Here is a 20627-nt window from a genome sequence, read left to right as displayed (position 1 = left end):
CACGGCGATCCGACCCAGCTCAACAACGGCGACTTCAGGCATCTCTCGCCGGAAATCCACGGCCCGGTCAACGGCGACGACTCGCTGACCAACCCCGGCGGCAGCCAGTCGCACCTGGATTCCCAGGGCCGCCTCGTCACGGACTTCCCGGACGGCAGCAAGTCCGTGATCGACCCGCACACCCAGATGTCGACCGTCACCAAGCCGGACGGCCACTCGTACTCCGGACCGCTCAACGCGGACGATGTCCTGCACAACCCCGACGGCAGCAACACCCATCTGGACCGGCACGGCCAGGTGGTCACCGAGTACCCCGACGGCAGCACCTCCCGGGTGGACCCGGACACCGGCGCCACCTCGATCACCGGCCCGGACGGCACGACGACCACGGGCTATCTGAACGACCCCGACAACGCGCGCCCGGACTACCAGTACCACGGCCCCGGAAGCAGCTCCCACCTGGGCGGCGGACACTCGCTGAACCCGCCCTCCTACGACTACGGCGGCCACTCCTACGAGGAGGAGCTGTACGACGACAAGCCGTACCAGGAGCCGTCGCTGCACAACCCCGGCCAGTCCGGCAGCGGGACGGACGCGGGTAGTGGCTCCCGGCTGAACAGCGGCCCGATGCCCGGCTCGATGGCGGGCGGCCCCATGGGAGGTATGCCGATGGGCGGCATGCCCATGGGTGGCATGGGCGGCATGGGCGGCATGGGAAGCAAGGGCGGCGAGGGCGGAGCCACCGAACGCGTCCGCAATGTGATCGACAACGGCGATGTGGTCAGCAACCGCCGCAGTGCCCCCGTCCCGCGCGGCAGGGGCGGCGTGTACGAGGACCGACAGGCCATCAGCACCAGCGGCGGCAATCCGTTCCTGCCGCCGATGGGCGGTGCCGGCGCGCCCGGACAGACGGAGACCGAGAGCAGCGACCGCGCGCGCGAGGTCTGGGAGCCGGAGGAGGAGGACGTCTGGGGCACCGACGAGGGCGGCTCACCGGCTGTGATCGGACGCTGACGGGCGCGACGTTCCCTTTCGCCGGCCGACATTGCACAATGATCAACATCTATCCCTACGCAGGAGTGTCCGTTGAGCGAACCGATGCAGGAACGCATCGCCCAGGCCATGGCCGAGCTCCAGGCCACTCAGGCCGCTGTCGCGCGGGCGGAGGCGGAGCTCCGTCAGGCTTCCGCGACGGTGCGCTCGAGCGATCGCGTGGTGGAGGCGACCGTCGGTGCTCAGGGCGAGTTGACGGGGCTGAAGTTCCTCGACAACAAGCATCAGAACATGACGGGCCCTCAACTGGCCTCCTCGATCATGGAGGCCGTTCGGCAGGGACGTGCGCAGATGGCCCGCCGGGTGATGGACACGTTCGCTCCCTTCACCCAGCCGGGCCCTGAAGGATCGATTCGCCGGGGCATCGACCTCGACTGGAACCGGGTCTTCGGATCGGCGCTCGACGGCGGCGGTCAGGCCGGTTCCGGCCGTTCCCACCGGAACCGGCTGCTCGACGAGATCGACGAAGACACCGATTGATGTGCGGGGAAGGTGAGGGTCAGTGGTCGAATACAACAGCTACTGGGTGGACGCTGACGGCCTGGAGCGGGGCGTCCGGCGGATCGGACAGGTAGCGGGAATGCCGAAGGAGGCGTTGACCCGGTTCGAGTCCTTGGAGCGGGGGGTCGAGGGCTGGAACGGAGAGGACGACGAGTTCCACGACAAGTCCGACCCGCCGTACCGGCAGCAGAATGAGAGCTGCCGCATGGTTCTCACCGGTCTGGAGAAGTTCCTGACCGGATTGCAGTCGGCCGTGCTGGAGAGCCTGCGCAGCGTCGGGGAGACCCACGCGGTGGTCCAGGACAGGATCAAGGACGCCCAGGGGAACAGCGAGAAATACGGCAACGGCGGTTCCGGAAAGCGCTAGATGTACGATATCGAGTATCCAAAAGAGGTCGAAGGCATGCTCTTCGCCCTGATCGGTACCAAGCCGGTTCAGGGCAAGGCGGGCAAGGCCTGGGTCAGCCGTGACCTCTATCTGGAACTCGGTACCTCGATCATCGACCTGCGCCAGCAGATGCTGGACTCGATCGACGAGGTCAGGAACTCCCTCCCGCCGAACGTGGCCGATGCCTATGAGCGGGCGTTGTCCCAGGTGGTGAACAGGAACGGCGGCGACGTCCTCCAGCAGTTCGAGCGGCAGCTGGACCAGTACGCCGCCAACCAGGCCAAGCTGTCCCTGAGCATTCAGAAGGCCCACCTGGAGATCATCGCCGAGATCATGGCGCTGATCCTGGAACTGGCGCTCCTGGCGGCGATGTCCTTCTTCACCGGTGGCGCCTCGGCTTCGGAGATGATCCTGGCCCGGATGAGGGCCAGGCTGGCGATCCTGATGACGGTGGACCGCCTCCTGCGGTACATCGAGTTCTTCCCGTCGCTGTCCGAGGCGATCGAGGAGGCGATTCAGAGCCTCGCCGTGCAGCTGGCGGCCATGGCCATCAATCCCCCCGACCAGGGCCCCGGGGGGATCGACTGGAAGGATGTCGGAATCAACGCCGCGGTCGGCGGGCTGGCCGGATTCTTCATCGGCCATTTCGGATCCGCGGCGTTCAACCTCAAGAACGTCCTGTCGAACGTCTTCAAGAACGATTTCGGCAAGAATATCTTCGGCAAGTTCGATATCGACTTCAACTTCAAGAACATCTTCACCAAGAACAACGCGAACAACGCTGCGTTCGACATCCCCACGGCGTTCGCGACCGAGGGGTTCGGCGAGACCATAGCCGTAGCGATCGTGCTGGGCAAATGGGACTGGATGGACCTCGTCGGCTCCGGTCTCAGCGGTGTGTCCGAAATATTTACGATGGGGCCCGCGGCACAGAGTGGCCAGTCCCTGCACACCAAGGTGTTCCCCGACGGGAACATCTTCACCAAGTTCCAGCAGAACACCGAGAACATCCTGATCGAGCGCCTCGGCGGAGGCGCCGGCAACAATTCCAAGGTCACCTCGGATGCCGGTCCGAACAACCCCACGCCCACGCCGACACCCACGCCCCCGCCCACACCTCCCGCCACCCCTCCCGCGACCGTGGGCTCCTCGGTCCCCACCGCCCCGCACAACCCCGTCCCCGGAGCCGGCAACACGCCCCCGCTCCCGGTTGATCGGATCGACTACGACAGCTCGGACACCGGGTCCGTCACGTCGTACGAGTCGTCCGGCTCCGACGGGGACTCGATCTTCTCGGACACCTCGTCGGTCACGTCCTACGACAGCAGCACCTTCGGTGACAGGCCGGACTCGGTCACCCCGAACCCCTCCTCGATCCCGAACCCCTCCTCGATCACGTCGCCGAGCAGCCTGATCATTCCGGGCACTGTGGGCGGCTATACGAAGAGCCCGGACTTCCTCAAGGACCCGACCTCCCTCAACACGTCCCCGGAGTTCCGGAACATCGCGTCCGTGCTGGACACGCCCGGCCCCGTGGCCACGCCCCCCGGCCCGGACGCGCTGAAGACGCCGAACCTGCTGAACAACCCGAGCGCCGTCACCGGCCCGGGCGCCCTGAACAGCCCCGCCGCGCTGAACAATCCAGCCGCGCTGAACACTCCGCCGCCGAACCTGCTGAACAACCCGAGCGCCGTCACCGGCCCGGGCGCCCTGAACAGCCCCGCCGCTCTGAACAGCCCCGCCGCGCTGAACACTCCGCCGCCGAACGTCCCGACGGTCTCGCGGCCGTACAGCGAATCCACGGACTACGGCGATCTCGACCCCGTCGAGAACTTCACCGGGAACCGCACCGAGAATTTCACCGAGAACTTCACGAACGACATCGCGGACACCCCGCAGAACAACACCGGGTCCCCGAACGGGACGCCGACGAAAACCCCGGCCGCGCACCCCCTCCCGCAGCAGACCCCTGCTGGACAGTTCCGCCCCGAGCAGGGGCCGGGGCAGCAGGACACGCAGGCCGGGCCGCGCACCGACACGGCGCCGGGCGACGTCGCGGCACCCCACTCCGACGACAAGGACGCGCCGCACCTCGGCGACGCCCCGCGCACTCCCGGAAGCGGCAGCCCGGGTGCCCAGCGCCAGGACGACATCGTCCGGGCGCGCGGCTCCTACGCGGACGCGCTCACCACGTACGCGGACGCCGTCCGCGCCGTCCACGAGTTCGGCGACGGCGTGGAGCCCGGGGCCGGCACCGGCGTGGACGACTCCGTCGCTTTCGCAGACGCCCAGGCCCGCGCCCAGCAGGCGCACGGCCAACTGCTGGACGCCTCAGCCCGGTTGCGTGACCTCGGGGTTCACCCGCACGCCGCGGGCCCGAACGAGCCCGGCCACACCCCGCCCCGGCCCCAGCGCGACGACGCCCAGCGCGAGTGGATCGCGAACCAGGTCACGGCGGAGGACCTGCCGGACGGCCTGACGGAGGACCTGCTCCGGTTGCACGGCCCGGAGGCCGCCGTCACGCCGGCCGCCCTGCGTGACGCGGGCGTCACCCCGGACCCCGAGCGCGAAGCGGCGGCGACGCGGCCTGGCGGACGGATCCCCGTCAGCGCGCTGGACCCGGTCGACCAGGTACGCCTGCTGATGGCACAGCCCAGCCCCTGGCCGGCGGCGGTCGACGCGGTGGCGGCCAACGCCTCGCTGCGCGTGTGGGACGGGGCGTACGCGGACTTCAAAGCCGCGGCGCTGAGCGGCGACCCCCGCCCGGCGGCGGCCCCGCAGCACACGACCTCGCAGACCGCGACACCGCAGGCCGCCACACCGCAGGCCGCGCCTCCGCCGCCGGACGCGGCCGATGTCGACCGGGCCTGGGACAAGGCCGTAGCCCTGGTGCTGCCGCTGGTGTCGGCCCCCGTCCTGGCGGACTCCCGCCACGCCGAGCCCGCGTACCGCGACGCGGTGCGGCAGGTGGCCGACCACCTGCTGAGGCACGGGCCGGACGCGCCGTCGGGCGTCGCGCTCGCCGACACCCTCCGGAAGAGCCTCGGCCACGCCCCCCTCGTCCACGGTGGCGCGACGGCGCCCGTCGAGTCGCGGACCCAGGGCACCGCCACCGACCCGCTCCCGCCGACGCCGACCGCCACCACGTCCACCGACCTCCCGACCGACCCGGCGCCCACCCCTTCCCGGCCCGCCGCCGCCTCGACGCGCCCCGGGGCCGCCCCGGCGCCCAGCGGACCCGCGCGCACCGAGGCCGGGGTGTGGGCCGTGCCGCACGGGGACACCTTCGTCACCACCGCCGGGAAGAAAAAGAAGGCGCCGGGGCCGAAGGGCGATCAGGCCACGACCCCCGCCGGGAAAGCCCCCGCCACCGCCCCCGGCACTTCCGCCACCGCCACCGCCGGGATGGCCTCCCTCTCGCTGTCGGACCAGGGTGGCGCGGAGCGCCGTTGGGGCCCTGTCGAGTCGGTGCTGCCGGTGTCGGCCCGGATCAATTTCGCGGAGGGCGCGGAGAAGCCCAGCAACAACCAGCGGGCCCGGATCCGGGAGCTCGTCGGGCGCGCCATCGAGGTGGGGGAGCGCAACGCCCTCGCGGGTCTTCCGGGGCCGCGCCTGGTGGTGACCGGCTACGACGACAGCGGCCAGGCGTCCGGGTCCGGGGCCGCCGGGCGGCGGGCCGCGGCCGTCGCGGAGGCGTACCGCGCCGGGCTGGGGCGGCCGGGCGCGGCGGGCACGTTCACCGTCGCGGCGTCCGGCCGGAAGCCGGGGGAGGTTTCCGGGGAGGGCGACGCCCGGCAGGTGGTGGTCGACTTCGAGCTGCCGTCCGGGACGGCCGCGGTGCGGCGGCTGGACGAACTGCGCCGCACGGACCCGGAGCTGGAGGACGGCCCGTTCGACCCGGTTCCGCTGGCGCGGAAGATCCTGCACCTGGACCCGGCCGCGCCCGTGGACGCGGCGGTGCGCGACGAGCTGTACGCGCTGGTGGACGAGGCGATGGCCGATGGGCGGGACAAGAGCCTCGCGGCTCTCGGCGCGTTCCACCTCGTCCGGCGGGGCGATGTGCTGTCCGGGCGGACCCTGCTGTTCTCCCCCGACGACGGTTCGGTGGTGGGCCGCACCTTCAGGGACCGGCAGACACCGCCGCCCGCCACGCCCGGCCCCGACCAGTCCGGCAGCAACCGTCCGTACCTCGTGGACGCGGACGGCGGGCCGGACCACATCGTGGTGTCGTGGCCGGACGGTTCGACCCGTCGGGTGCCGGGCGACGAGGTCACCGAACTGCTCGCCATGGACGAGGAGCTGGCCAAGCGGGGCCCTCAGGCCGTGGTGATGCTGGTGGTGCCGCACGCGGGTGACGGCGGGCTGGAGATGCCCCGGGGCATCTCCGCCGGCATCGGCCGGGGGCTGCTGGTGCACAGCGGCACACCCCTGCTGATCTACAACCCGAACACCAAGCGGTACAACGTCCCCTCGGCGGACCAGCGGGCGCAGGGGATACCGCGGGGCAGATGGATCTCCATCAGCCCCGACGACCTGGGTCCGGACGGCGCGTGGGCCAGGGCGGGGAACGGGTTCATCGTTCTGGCCGACGGTTCGAGGCTGATGGACCGGGACGTCAAGAGCGTCACCCTCACCACGCCGGGGACCAACCGGCCGGGTGGCCGGGCCGTCTTGACCGACGCCGATGTGGTCGAGCGAGAGGCGAACTTCGGCAACCTCCAGAACCTGCAGTTCGCCCACTACGACCCGGTCACCAAGCAGGCGCTCGGCCCTGCGGAGAAGACGCCGTGGTACGGGCGGAACGCCTATCACTTCATCCTGCACGGTCTCCCGGGCTTCTTCTTCGCGGTGGACGCGACGGCCGACGATGGGCACGGCGAGGGGAAGGCCGCCGCCGGTGACCAGGTCGGCGGCTACTTGAAGCGCCGCCCGAGTGTGCAAGCGCTCCCCAAGGGCACTCCGATCGTGGCCCATTCGTGCTGGGCCAACGCGGCCTACGACGGCAGCCTTCCCGTCGCCGTACACGATGGCGTCGAGACGCCTTTCGTGCCCAACCCGTTGACGACCATCTCCCAGGCGCAGAAGGCGGCCAACGAGCTCGGAGAAGACCACCCGCTGATCGTCCCCAACCGGGTGCACGGCTTCTCGGTGACACAGGGCTTCATCGGCATCTTTGCCTCGGTCCGGGGCGAGCAGGGGGCGTGGTCGGAGCTGCGGGCGGAGCCCGAGCCGGAGGTGCTGGACCGGCTCGCGCGGGTGGCCTTCGGCATACCGGACTCCGCCCCGGTGCCGGAGGCCGACCGGGACAACACCCTGCTGCTGGTACGGGCCCTGCGCGAGGTGTTCGGCCACGAGGTCGAGAACGGCAGGGACGACCCGTCGGGGGAGTACCAGAAGCTCCTGCGCGGGATCGGGGCGCTGGAGGTCATGCGCCGCGACGATCCGGGGCTGGCGGAGGCGGGTCCGTTCAGCCTGGACCTGCTGGACTTCGTGGTGCGGGCCCACCTCGAACAGCGGGGGACACCGAAGCCGAGGCCGGCCGCCTTCGCCGACTCCACCGAACTGCGCAGCGCCGTCCGGCAGGTATTGGACGACGCGCGTGGCCGTCTCCAGGGCGCGCCCGGCCCGGTCGCCCTGCGCGACTTCGTCCCGCTCACCGTCCTCGACCAGACCGCGGCCATGATGGGGCTGCTCCCCCCGCAGAGCCTCGGCGCCATGGGGCTGAAGGCCCTCCCCGCTCCGGGACAGCCCTCCCGGTCGCTGGTGTTCTGGGCGCTCGCCAAGGCGGGGCCGGCGCTCATGAACCACCCGGACCCGGATGCCCTGGCGGCCAGGATCCTGCACGTGGAGGGCGCGCCGTCCAACCCGGACGCGATGCGGCAGATGGCCCTGTGGCTGATGGCGGGGGCCGCGCTGATCGGCGTCGACGTGTACGACCCGGTCGCCCTGGCCGCGCACCACCTCAGGCGGAGCGGGCTGTTGTCCCCGGCCACGGCCGTCATCTCGCCCGCCGGACAGACGACGGGCCTCAACCTGACGGGCAAGCCCCTCAGCGGCCCGCTGAACCCGGACGTCTACCGGGTGTCGCCCGACGGTACGACCGGGAGCGGCGAGAGCCGCACCACCCAGGGCCCGAAGTTCGTGCTGATGGTCGACGGCGATCAGGACCACGTCGAGATCCCCTGGCGCGGCGGCACCACCCGAAAGGTGCCGTACGAGGAGGTCGTCGCGCTTGTCGAACAGGCCCTGCGTACCACCCCGCTCACCGTTCCCATCGCCCTGATCGGACCGAGCCAGGGTCCCGGGGGCACCAGGATGGCGGAGGCCCTGGCCGCCCGGGAGGGGGCCGCCAGGACGGTGCTGACGCCCGCCCACCCCGCCACGGTGGTGGCCGACAGCGCGGCGAAGCAGCACGTGATCGTGGTGACGGCGGACCCGGCGCAGTCGAGTGCCGCGGACGACTGGGGACGTACCGAGCCTCCGACGCTGACCACGGGGCATGCCCCCATATCGGTCATCACGCAGAGCCCGCCCCCCTCCACCGAGGCGACCGAACCCGCGGGGATTCCGTCGGACACCGATGCGTACCCCATCGGGCTGTCCCAGCCCGGGCCGCAGCGGCACCCGGTCCTCACACCGAAGCCCTTGTCGCACATCGCGGAGGCGCCGACGGCCAAGGGCTTCACCGGCAAGCATCCGGCCGGGGCGGCGGTGCCCCCAGCGGCCGGTGGCGAGGCCGCCCTTCCGCGGCCGGACACCACGCAGCCCGTACTCGACGCCGACTTCGTTTTCGACACGGACACGGACACGGACCGCGACACGGACACCGACCGCGACACGGACACCGACACCGACTCCCTCTTCGCCTCGGCCTTCGGGCTCGACGAGGTGCCGTCGGCCGAGCCGGAGCCGCAGCCGAAACCGCAGGCCCCCATCCGGCCGGGGGCGCGGGCATCGTCCGGACAGGCGATGCCCGGAGTGGGTCAGGTCACCCTGCCGGTGCACACCGCGCCGGTGGGGAGCTCGGCCGACAAGTTCTGGTCCCACGCCCCCCGGCTGACGGAGGTGTCCTTCGAGCCGGCGGACACCGACCTGTCCGAGACCGCCCAGGAGTCACTGGAGGAACTGGCCGAACGGGTGGCCCGGGACGGGCTGCGCAACCGCAAACACGACCTCCCGCTGCCCTTCGTGATCCTGACCGGGTACGGCGAGGGAACGGACGCGGAGGCGCAGGCCGAAGGAGAAGCCCGCGCCACCAACGCGTACGTGGAGTTCCTGGCGATCCTGGACATCGAGCTGAGCCGCCGCCAACACAAGCTCCCCGCCGATAAGCAGCTCACGGCCAATGACTTCACCATCGACTACCGCGGTTCCGACGGGGACGTCGGGCAGCCCGCGGGCGGCGACGCGGAAGCGCTGCGCCGCCGGGTGACGGTCGAGGTCGTCTCGCCCATGACGCTGCTGAACGACCTGCGCAAGGCCGATCCCGACCTGCGGAACGCGCCGCCGGACATGGACGGTCTGATCCGCCGCGTCCTGCACCGCCCCGACGGCGCCGCCGTGGACCTGGGCGTACGCAAACGGTTCGGCGGGCTGGTCCACGACGCGTACCAGGACGGCTGGGCGAACAGCCTGGGGGCGCTGGGCGCGTACCACGCCTTCGTGAAGGGATTGATCTCCAGGCAGCGGGCCCGTCACTTCACGGTGAACGGCCAGCGCGTCGCGGGCCTCAACTGGAGCGCGGCGGCAGAGGTCGTCGGACTGGCCGTCAGCGGGGTCGACATCCTGCGGGAACGTCCCGGTGGCGGGTTCGACAAGGTCGGCAGGGCCCCAGCCCCGTGGGGACCGGGCTGGTTCCCGTACACCGTGGTGGCCGAGGGCGGCCACGACCGCGTGACGGCGAGGTGGCCGGACGGGACGGCACGCGACCTGACCCCCGACGAGTTCGTCGAACTGGTCGCGGCCGACCTGGAACGGACCAAAGCGCCTGCGAACATCCCGATCGTGCTGGTCATCCCCCAGGGCGGGGACCGGGGGCTGGACCTGCCGCGGAAGCTGGCGGACCGCACGGGCAAGACGGTGTGGGCGCACAGCGGACATCCCACGCTCTACGAGACCGGGCCGCAGACGTACGGCATCGGCGTGATCCACCGGGACGGCCGCATCCAGGGCGACTGGATCCCCAGCCTGCCCGGCACGGCGCCCGACGCGAGGGCGGACGATCCGAGCTGGTGGCGCAAGGTGGTCAACAGGACCCTCGTGGGGCTCACGGGCCTGAGCTTCGGGCGCACCGCGATCCGTCCGGAGGAGGTCGCCGAGAAGGGGATGGAGGAGGAACAGCGTCATCTCGCCGCGATGAAGCACTACGCCCACTTCAACTCCGCTGTGGGGAGGTTCGTCGGCGGTCTGCTTCCGCTGCCGCGCCCGGGCAAGCCGGGTACCAGGCGGTACATCTTCGACTCGCACGGCGGGCCCGGCTACATCAGCCTCCCCCTGGAGGACGGCACCAAGCACTGGGCCTGGGGCAAGGAGGGGGCGCGGTACATCGCGCGCCGCAGGAGCGTGCAGGAGCTCGGCAAGGACGACTGGATCGATCTGGTGGTCTGCTACGCCGGTTCGCCCCAGGACCGTGGCGTGGACGGCGGCCGTGTCAACCTCGGCGACAGCTTCCCCGGCTCCTTCGTGCCCGACCCGCTCGCGGACGTCGCCATGGGGCAGCACGTCGCGAACGAGACCCGGAAGAAGGTCAATGCCAGCATCCTCACCGACGCCACGGAGGTCTACCTGGGTGAATACATCCGGGCCCTGTCCTCCGACGCCCGGGGGCGGCGGGGTTCGTACGAGCAGTACTTCCCCGAGCCCGACGCCGAGGAGCTGGACCGCCGGGCACGCGAGATCGGGTACCACACGGGCCCGGGACCGGCCCCCGCGGCGGCCGGGGCGGCGACGCTGCGGCTGGTGCGGGCGCTGCGGCTGACCCTGGGCAAGGAGATCGACGACGACCTGCGGATCGACCAGGACCCGGAGTACGCGGAGCTGCTGCGCGGTGCCGCCGCGCTGGACCGGATGTGGCGCCTCGACCCGCGGTTCACAGACGCGGGCCCGGTCACGCTGGACTTCTTCGAGCGGGTCGTCGCGGCGACGCTTCCCGCGGGCACACCCGCGCGCCAGGACGACTACCGGAACGTGCTCAAGCGGGCGGCCGCCGCCCCCGCCGGTACGACGGCGGCCACGTTCGTGACGCTGCCCTCGTCGCTGGACGACGCGGCACACTGGCTCGACACCGCGGACGTCGTCGACGCGGCCGTCCGGGCCCTGCGCCTGGGCGGCCCCGGCGACGTGGGCAGGCGCGAGTTGTCCCGGATGTTCTGGGCGCGGGTCAAGATGGAGGAGGCGTGGGGCGGCTCCGACCTCGAAAGGATCACAGCCCACCTGTACGACCTCCCCCTGTCCGCCCAGGTGACCGACCGGCAGCGCGAGTTCACCCAGGACCTCGTCACGAGGGCGTTCGCCGGCGGGCTCGACGGAGCCGACGCGGACGTGATGGTCGCCTACCTCCTCGACAGGAACGGCGCGGTGTCGAAGACCACCGCCCTGTCCCCGCCCGGCGATCCGGACGAGGTGATCGGACGGGACTTCCTGGGGTCCCTGAACGGGACGGCCCCGGACCTGTCGAAGATCCAGACCCCGTCGGGTCCGGAGGACGCCCCGTGGGCCGGGAAGTACCGGACGGGCGAGGAGAAGCCCGTTCCGTACTCGGTGCACGCCACGATCGACCCGAACGCCCCGGGCCGGGTGCTCGTCACCTTCAAGTCCGTCACCGGCCGCCCCCTCACCAGGAGCCTGTCGCCCCAGGAGTTCGCCGAGCTGCTGGCCCGTGACGAAGACCTGTTGGCGGAGGACCTGACGACTCCGGTCCTGCTGGACATCCAGGGACTCGTCGCCCACGCCCCCGGCCTGACCCGGGTCCTGGCCCAGCGCCTCGGCCGGTGGATCTGGGTGATCGGGGAGCCGCACCCCACGTACCCCGTCGATCCGCAGAACCCGGAGCCCGCCCCCGCCCCGGTGCGCCCCCCGGCTCCCCGCGCCGACAAGGCGCGGCGAGCGGTGAGCGATCACACCACGGGGGAGGCGTCCGCGGCTCCCGTGCCGGACGCCGCGAGTCCGCGGCCGCGGACCTTGTCGTCGTCCGGGGCATCGGTGCCGGGGCCGCCCGGAGGGTCCTCGTTGTCGCTGCCCGTGCACACCGCGCCGGTGGCCGGTCCGGGCGCCACCGCCCCCCTCGCGCCGCCCAAGGCCGTGCGGCTGCCGTTCGCGGCGGGCTCCACGGAGCTGTCCGTCCAGGCCGGGTCCGCCATCGCGTCCGCGGCCGACGCCCTGGCCAGGTCCGCGTGGCACAACTGGCGCCGGGGCCGGCCGATCCCCGCGGTGACCATCAGCGGGTACGGCGAGGGAACGGGCCCGGACGCGGCTGATGAGGCGCTGGAGGAGGGCGAGCAGCGCACGGGCGCCGTGCACAACGAGTTCCTGGCCGCCCTGGACACCGCGCTCACCCGACTCCAGACCGGCGTCGCCCAGGGCACCCGTCGTCTTCAGGCGGACGACTTCGACATCGTCGGGCGCTCCCGCGGTCAGGACCTCGAACCGTCCGTCACGCCCCCCGCCCCGGACGCGCGTCGGCAGGTGACGCTGGAATTCGTCGACCCGCTGACGGTGCTGGACGCCGCGCGGAGGACCGACGCCGACCTCCGGCACGCCCCGCTGGACGTCGATGTCATGGCCCGTCGCCTCCTGCACCTGCCCGCCAGCGCCACGGTGGACGATGCCGTACGCCAGGAGCTGTACGACCTGGTCATCGACGCGAGCCGGGACGGCTGGGGGACCGGCCTGGGGGCCCTGGGCGCGTACCACCTGGACCAGCAGGGTGTGCTCGACGGAAACCGGGACCGCTACCTCAAGGTGGGTGGCACCCGGGTGCCGGGCGTCAACTGGGGCAAGGACAAGGTCCTCGACCTGGACGACACGGACACGATCGAGATCCTGCGGAGTGACGGCAACGGCGCCCTCCAGGTGATCGGCACGAAGGACGCCCCGTGGAAGGGCGGCCCGACGCCGTTCGTCGTGGTGGCCTCGGGCCGGCACGACATGGTGCGGGTGACGCTGCCGGACGACACCACCCAGGACCTGACCGTCGACGAGTTCGTGGAACTGATCGCGAACGATCCGGAGCTGTCCGGGCTGCCCCTCGGCGCGCCGATCGTGCTGGCCGTTCCGCACGCCGGTGACCGGGGGCTCGACCTGCCACGGCTGCTGGCCGACCGGACGGGCCGGATGGTGTGGTCGCACAGCGGTCTCGCCACGGCGGACGGCCCCCACATTGGGGTCCTGCTCAGGGCCGACGCGATCCAGGGCGACTGGATCCCCAGCCCACCCGGAATGGCACCGGACCGGGACCGGAACGCCCCGGCCTGGTGGCGCAAGGTGATCACCCGGACCCTCATGAGCCGCATCACGGGGCAGCGGACGGGTCGTGAGGCGCTGCGCCCCGACGAGGTCGTCCGTGACCGTCGAGAAAGGCTCCACGACGCACTCGACGCGATCAAGGCGTTCGCTCACTGGAATCCGGCCACCGGCCGCTACTCGAAGCCGCTTCGCCTGGTACGGCCGGGCAAGCGGGACGCGAAGCGGCAGCACTGGGTGATGCACGGTGGCCCGGGTTACTTGGTGTTCCCGCTGGAGGACGGCACCACGTACCGTGCTTACGGTGCCGAGGGGGCCCGGTACCTCGCGGGCCGCAAGAGCATTCAGGTGCTCGGCGAGGACGACTGGAACGAGTTGCTGATCTGCTGGGCCGGTTCGCCCGCGGACCGCGCCGTGCCGTCCGGCTTCGGAGCCTTGGGCCGCTCCTACCCCGGCCCCTTCGTCCCCGATCCGCTCGCGGACGTCCCCATGGGGCAGCACGTCGCGAACGAGACCCGGCACAAGACGAACGCCCTCATCCGCCTGGACGGGGTGGGGGTGTACCAGAACATGCCCTTCCGGATCCTGGCCACCGATCGCCAGGGGCGGCGGCAATGGTTCCAGCAGTTCTACCCCGAGCCCGACGCCGCCGAGCTGGACCGCCGGGTGCGCGAGGCCGGGTACTACACCGGCCCCCAGCCCCCGCCCTGGGCGCGGGAGCACACGCTGCGCCTCGTGCGGGCGCTGAAGCTGACGCTGGGGAACGACGTCGACGACGGCGTCCAGGTGGGGCAGGACCCGGAGTACGCGGAGCTGCTGCGCGGTGCCGCCGCGCTGGACCGGATGCGGATGAAGGAGCCGCAGCTCCGCGGCACGGGTCCGTTCACGCTGGACCTCTTCCGGCGGATCGTCGAGGCGCGGCTTCCCGCGGGGCAGGCGCAGGCGCGTCAGGCCGACTACCGGGACGTGCTGAAGGCGGCGGCCGCCACCCCCGACGGTACGAAGCTGAGCGACTTCGTGACACTGCCGTCGTCGGTGGTCCGGGCGGCCGAGTGGAAAGCCACGGTGGACCTGTCCGAGGTGGCCACCAAGGCCCTGCGCATGGACGGCTCCACCACGCCCTACGAGGCCGAGTGGTCCCGGATGTTCTGGGCGCGGGTCAAGACGTACGAGGCGCTGGACACGTCCGTGAACCTCGACGAGCTGACCGCCCAGCTGTACGACCTGCCCTCCGCCGGCCAGGTGGACGACGCGGGGCGCGACTTCACCCGGGAGCTGATGACCACGGCGTACGCGATCGGGCTCGACGGGTCCGATCCCGCCGTGGTGTACGCGTACCACCTCGAGACCCTCGGCGCCGTGGCCGATCCGACGGCCCTGCACGCGCCCGGCACCCCGAACGAGGTGTCCGGACGCGACTACCGGCCCGGACCGAAGGACGCCTTCCCGGATCTGTCGCAGGTCCGGACGCCGTCCGGGGTGCGGGCCGCGCCGTGGGCGGGGAAGGACACGAGGACGAACACGGCCAGGCCGGAGCCCTATGTGGTGCGGGCCATGGTGGACCCGAAGGTCCCGGACCGCCTGCTCGTGTCCTTCGGAACCGTCACCAGGAGCCTGACCCCCCGGCAGTTCACCGAGCTGCTGGACCGCGACCGCTCCCTGCTCGGCAGGGACCTGACGGTTCCGCTCCTGCTGGACATCGCCGAGTTCGACCGCCACTTCCCCGGGCTGGCGCGGGACATGGCCCAGCACTTCGGCCGGGAGATCTGGACCACCTCGGCCGTCCCGAGCCAGACGGTGCCCCAGGGCGCGCAGCGCCCGGTGCTGACCCTGAACCCACCGGCCCAGGCCGGTGCGTCCTCGGCGGCCGTGGAATGGACCTCCACGAAGCCGGTCGACCCGCAGAACCCGACCGACACGTCCCGCCCCGTGCCGGCCCCGCCTCCCCTGGCGGCGTCGGAGGCGGTGCCGGCTCCGGCGGGGCGTGCGTTCACGGTGCGGTTCGATGCGGGGTCGACCATGGTGTCCGAGGACGATGTGGCGGACATCGAGGACCTGGCGCGTGAGGTGGCGTCTTCGGCGCTGGCGGACTGGCGGGCGGGGCGGCCGTTGCCGTCGGGTGTGGTCACCGGCTTCGGCGAGGGTCCGGCGGTGCGCGCGCGGGAGATGGGGCAGGAGCGGGCCGAGACGGTTCTCGCGTGGTTCGAGGACTCCTTGGACGAGGTGCTGGCCGGGCTTCAGCGGGGGGTGCCGGAGGCCGACCGGCTCACCGCGGCGCACTTCCGGTTCACCGCCCGCAGCCGTGGCGAGGGCGTGGCGTCCGGTGACGCGGACCCGGAGGTGCTGCGGCAGACGACGATCGAACTGACCGAGCCGACGGGGCCGTTCACGACCTCCGAGCCGGACACCGTGCCGGGCCTCTTCGATTCCGAGTTCGACGCCGAGTTCGACACCGACGCCGATTCCGACACCGATTCCGACACCGGGTTCGACGCCGAGTTCGACGCCGACGCCGAGCCCGACGCCGATTCCGACACCGAGTTCGACGCCGAGTTCGACACCGACGCCGATTCCGACACCGATTCCGACACCGGGTTCGACGCCGAGTTCGACGCCGACGCCGAGCCCGACGCCGATTCCGACACCGAGTTCGACGCCGAGTTCGACACCGACGCCGATTCCGACACCGATTCCGACACCGGGTTCGACGCCGAGTTCGACGCCGACGCCGAGCCCGACACCGATTCCGACACCGAGCCCGACTCCGACACCGAGTCGTCCGCCGCCCCCGACGGCGTACCGGTCGCCAAGCCCCGGCCGCAGCCCGCTTCGGTGGTCCGGGCGGCGACCGGGGCGCCGATGCCCGGGCTCCGGCCGGCGACCCCGCCGCCGGTGCACGTCGCCCCGGTCACACCCCCGGCCGCCGCGCCCGGCCCCGTGCCCCTCACGCGGGTGCCCTTCGCCCCCGGATCGGCCACGCTGTCCGAGGACGCCGGCACGGCGCTGAGGGACCTGGCCGACCAGGTGGCCAGGATCGGTCTCGACCACCACGGCCGGGGCATCGCCAAGCCCGGCGCGACCATCCTCGGCTACGGCGAGGGCACGGCGCAGGACGCGGACTCCGAGGCACGGCGGCGCGCGGCCGCCGTGTACAAGCGGTTCACGGACGACCTGAACCGCGCGCTGGAACGCTTCCAGGCGAACGTCCCCGTGGACAGCCGGATCACGGCGGACGACTTCCACATCGTCTGGCGCGGGCGCGGTTCGGACGTGGGGGAGACCGGCACCACTCCGGACGCGGACGTGGCGGCGGCGCGCCGTCAGGTGACGATCGAGCCGGCCGACCCGGCCGCGACGCTGAACGAACTCCGCCTCGCCGACCCGGACCTGGTGAACGACCCGCTGGACGGCGACGTCATCGCCCGCCGCATCCTCCATCTCCCCCCGGACGCCCCGGTGGACGCGAACGTGCGCAAGCGGCTGCACGCGCTGATCACCGACGCCGCCGCGGACGGCTGGGCGACCAGCCTGGCGGCGCTGGGCGCGTACCACGTCTTCCAGCAAGGCGTGATTGCCCCGAACCGGGACCGCTACCTGACGGTGGGCGGCACCCGTGTCCCGGGCCTCAACTGGGCCGACGAGAAGGTCGCCGAGGTGATGACCGACTCGTTCGACATCATCGAGCGGCTTCCGGACGGCAGCTTCGCCGTGGTCGACACCCCCGACGCCGAGTGGCTCGGCGGGCCGAGGCCCTATGTCGTGGCGGCCGAGGGCACCCACGAGAAGGTCGTCGTGCCGTGGCCGGACGGCACGACCCGCGACCTGACCGCCGGGGAGTTCATCGAGCTGGTCGCGCGCGACCTGGAGCGGGAGGGCCTGCCGAAGGACCACCCCATCGTGCTGGCCGTCCCCTTCGCCGGCGCCCAGGGGCTTGATCTGCCGAGGCTGTTGGCCGAGCGGACCGGAAGAACGGTGTGGGCACACTCCGGCCGTGTGCTCGCCGGCAGCGAGCAGGGCCTGATGTCCCTCGGCGTGTACCACGAGAGCGGCCGTCACCAGGGCGACTGGATCCCCAGCCCGCCCGGTATGGCGCCCGACCGCGGCCCCGGCCTCCCGGAGTGGTACCGCAAGGTGCTGACGCGGACCATCATGGACGTGCGGTCGAAGCGGCAGGCCGGCCGCTCCGGCCTGCCGGACGATGAGGTCGTGCGGCTGGGCACGGAGGACGATCAGCGTCACTTGGGCACGATGACGCACTACGTCCATGTCAACGGCGTCACGGGCGAGGTCGTGTCCGGGAAGATCCCGCTGCCGTACCTGGGCAGGAGGTACACCTGGGACGGACACGGCAAGTTGGGCTGGATGGCGTTCCAGCTCGCGGACGGCACGACCCACTACGCCTACGGCGCCGAGGGGCCCCGGTACCTCGCGCACCGCAAGAGCGTGCAGAACCTCGACGAGGACGACTGGATCCACATGGAGTCGTGCTGGAGCGGCTCTCCCGTGGACCGTGCCGTTCCAAGCATCGGGAACCCGGACACCGTCTTCCCCGGGGCGCTGCACGCACTGTCCACCGCCTTCGTCCCCGATCCGCTCGCCGACATCTCCGTCGCACAGCACACGGCGAACGAGACCCGGCACAAGGTCAGCGCCACCTTCGGGCCGATCGGCGTCCTGTTCCACGACGGCGAATACGTCATCACGGTCTATACCGACCCGCAGGGGCGGCTCGGCGCGATCGTCACGTTCTACCCCGAGCCCGACACCGCCGAGTTGGACCGCCGCGCCCGCGTGGCCGGATACCACACGGGCCCGGGGGAGGTGCCCGAGGAGGCCGGGCAGCGGACGCTGCGTCTGGTGCGGGCGCTGAAGCTGACGCTGGGGAACGACATCGACGACCGCGTCCAGGTGGAGCAGGACGCGGAGTACGCGGAACTGCTGCGCGGGGCCGCCGCGCTGGACCGGATGTGGCGGGACGACCCGCGGTCCGATGACGCGGGCCCCTTCACGCTGGACCTCCTCCAGCGGATCGTCGCCGCCCGGCTCCCCCAGGGGCAGACCGAGGCCCGCCACGACGACTACCGCGCGGTGCTCACCGCCGCGGCGGCCGCGCCCGACGGTACGCCCCTGACCGCCTTCGCCCCGAGGCTGACGGGGGCGCTGGACGAGGCGGCCGCCTGGTGGAGCAGTGTGGACCCGGCCGTGGCCACCGCCGCCGCCCTGGCCCTGGACGACCCGCAGCAGGTGGGAACCGCCGAGCTGTCCCGGGTGTTCTGGGCCCGGGTCAAGATGTACGAGGCCCTGGCCGCTCCCGGCATGGACATCGACCGCATCACCGCCCAGGTCTTCGGCGTGACGCCCGACGACGACCTGCGCGATGCCACCCGGTGGCTGATGGCCGCGCTGTACGCGATCGGGCGCGACGGGGGCGACCTCGTCACGGTGAGGGCGGGCTACCTGGAGAGCCTGGGTGCTCTGTCGGACGCCACCGCCGTGTCCACCCCCGGCAAGCCGGGGGACCCGCCGCAACTGGCGTCCGGACGCCACTTCGTGGACGCGCCGAAGACCGCGGACCTGGACCTGTCGAAGGTCTGGACGCCCGGCGGTCTCGAGGACGCGCCGTGGGCGGGGCCCGGCCAGCCGGACCCGTACGTGGTGCGGGCCTCGGTGGACTGGAACAACCCGGGTCGCCTCGCGCTGTTCCTCAACGGCTCGGACGAGAGCGTGTCGGAGGCCGAGTTCGTCGAGCTGCTGGCCCGCGACCGTCACCTGCTCGTCACGCCACATAACACCGCCGTCCTCCTGGAGATCTCGCAGCTCGACCGGCACTTCCCCGGCCTGGCGCAACGGCTCGCCCAGCGGATCGGCCATCCGGTCCACTCGACCCCCCTGCCCGTGGACCGGATCACGCCTCCCGGCTCCCAGGCGCCCGTGATCGCCCTGATCCCGTCTCCGAACGGCCCGGCCCCCACGGCCGCGGACTTCCGCGAGACCGAACCCATCGCCCCGAACCCGCTGGTCGACACCCCGCGCCCGGTGCCGGCCCCGCTGCCCCGCAGCGCCGGCCGGATCATGCCGTCGCCCTGGGCGCCGATGCCGGCGCTGCCCCCGGCGCTCCGATCCGTCCTGGCGCGGGCGTCGGCCGCCCGGCCCGCGCAGCCGTCGGCGGCCCCGTCCGCGGCGGCGCCGGCGCCGGGCCCGCGCCTGTCCGCGGGCCGGATCGCGGAGCTGGCCGCCCGGATCGACTCGGACCAGGTGCACACCGTGCCCGTCGGCGAGCCGCCCGCCGCACCGGCCGCCCCGCCCGCCGCACCGGCCGCCCCGCCCGCCGCCTCTTCCCCCGGGCCGTCCGTGCTGCCGCGGTCCACGCCGGTGGCGTTCGACGGGCAGTCCGCCGAGGTGTCCACCGACCAGGAGGTGGAGATCGAGCGGCTGGCGGCCCGGGTGGCCGAGACCGGCCTGCGGAACAAGCGGGCGAAGCTGGCCGAGACCCCGATCCGCATCACCGGACACGACAGCGGAGCGGACGGGCAGCTCGCCCGCTCGCGGGCCGACGCGGTGGCCGCGGTATTCCGGCGCCACCTCGACCGGGCGCTGAGCGCGCTCGGCGCGGCCGGAGCGGACCTGTCCGCACGCGGCTTCACCCTCCACGTGACGACCGACGGCACCACGTCACCGGATCCGGGCTCCGCCTCGGTGACGATCGGCATCACCGCCGACCGGCACTCGGCGACGGCACTGCGCCTGGACGAGCTGCGGCAGGCCGAACCCGGTCTGCGGGACGGCCCGTTCCGGCCGGCCGCCCTGGCCAGGCGCGTCCTGGGCCTGGCCGACGCCACCCCGGTCACCGGCGCACTTCGCGCGGACCTGTACACGGTGACCGACGCGGCGATGCGGGACGGCCGGGCGGGCAGCCTGGCGGAGGTGGCGGCGTACCGCGCCGAGAAGGACGCGGAACGCTACGCGGACCACCGCTTCACCACGGGCGGCACCCGGGTCCCGGGCCTGAACTGGACGGGCCTGCCCGACGGCGAGCTGTACGCGGACACCATCGGCCTCCTGGAGGAGCGGCCGGGCGACACCCCCCGGATCCTCGACTCGAAGGCCCCCAGGTGGCTGGGCGGCCCCACGCCGTACCTGCTGGCGGCCACCATGGACGGCGACCGGGTGACGATCCCGGCGCTGGGCAGCACGACGCGGACCGTGAGCGCCGAGCGGTTCGTGG

3 protein-coding genes and 1 pseudogene (1 of these 4 cut by a window edge) are annotated in these 20627 nt (G+C 72.4%); all 4 read left to right on the top strand.

Going from position 1 to position 20627, the window contains the following annotated elements; translation table 11 throughout:
- Positions 1-1014 (top strand): annotated as a pseudogene (locus BBH68_RS42415) (AAWKG family protein); the annotation flags it as partial.
- A gap of 72 nt (positions 1015-1086) precedes the next feature.
- Positions 1087-1533: a YbaB/EbfC family nucleoid-associated protein gene (locus tag BBH68_RS35600; protein WP_079151418.1), complete on the top strand. Its 447-nt coding sequence runs from the start codon at positions 1087-1089 to the stop codon at positions 1531-1533.
- A 22-nt stretch (positions 1534-1555) separates the two neighbouring features.
- Positions 1556-1921, top strand: a complete 366-nt coding sequence (locus BBH68_RS35595) for a hypothetical protein (RefSeq protein WP_065967926.1) — start codon at positions 1556-1558, stop codon at positions 1919-1921.
- A protein-coding gene (locus BBH68_RS35590) for a lonely Cys domain-containing protein (RefSeq protein ID WP_065967925.1) crosses the window boundary here: on the top strand, positions 1922-20627 show its 5' portion. It continues 20333 nt past the right edge of the window; 18706 of the gene's 39039 nt are visible here — the first part of the coding sequence; it begins with the start codon at positions 1922-1924; the stop codon falls past the right edge of the window. It begins immediately after the preceding gene.

The organism is Streptomyces sparsogenes (assembly GCF_001704635.1).
Lineage (GTDB): Bacteria > Actinomycetota > Actinomycetes > Streptomycetales > Streptomycetaceae > Streptomyces > Streptomyces sparsogenes.
The sequence above is the reverse complement of the archived record's forward strand: the minus strand, read 5'-3'. Positions and strand labels throughout refer to the sequence as shown.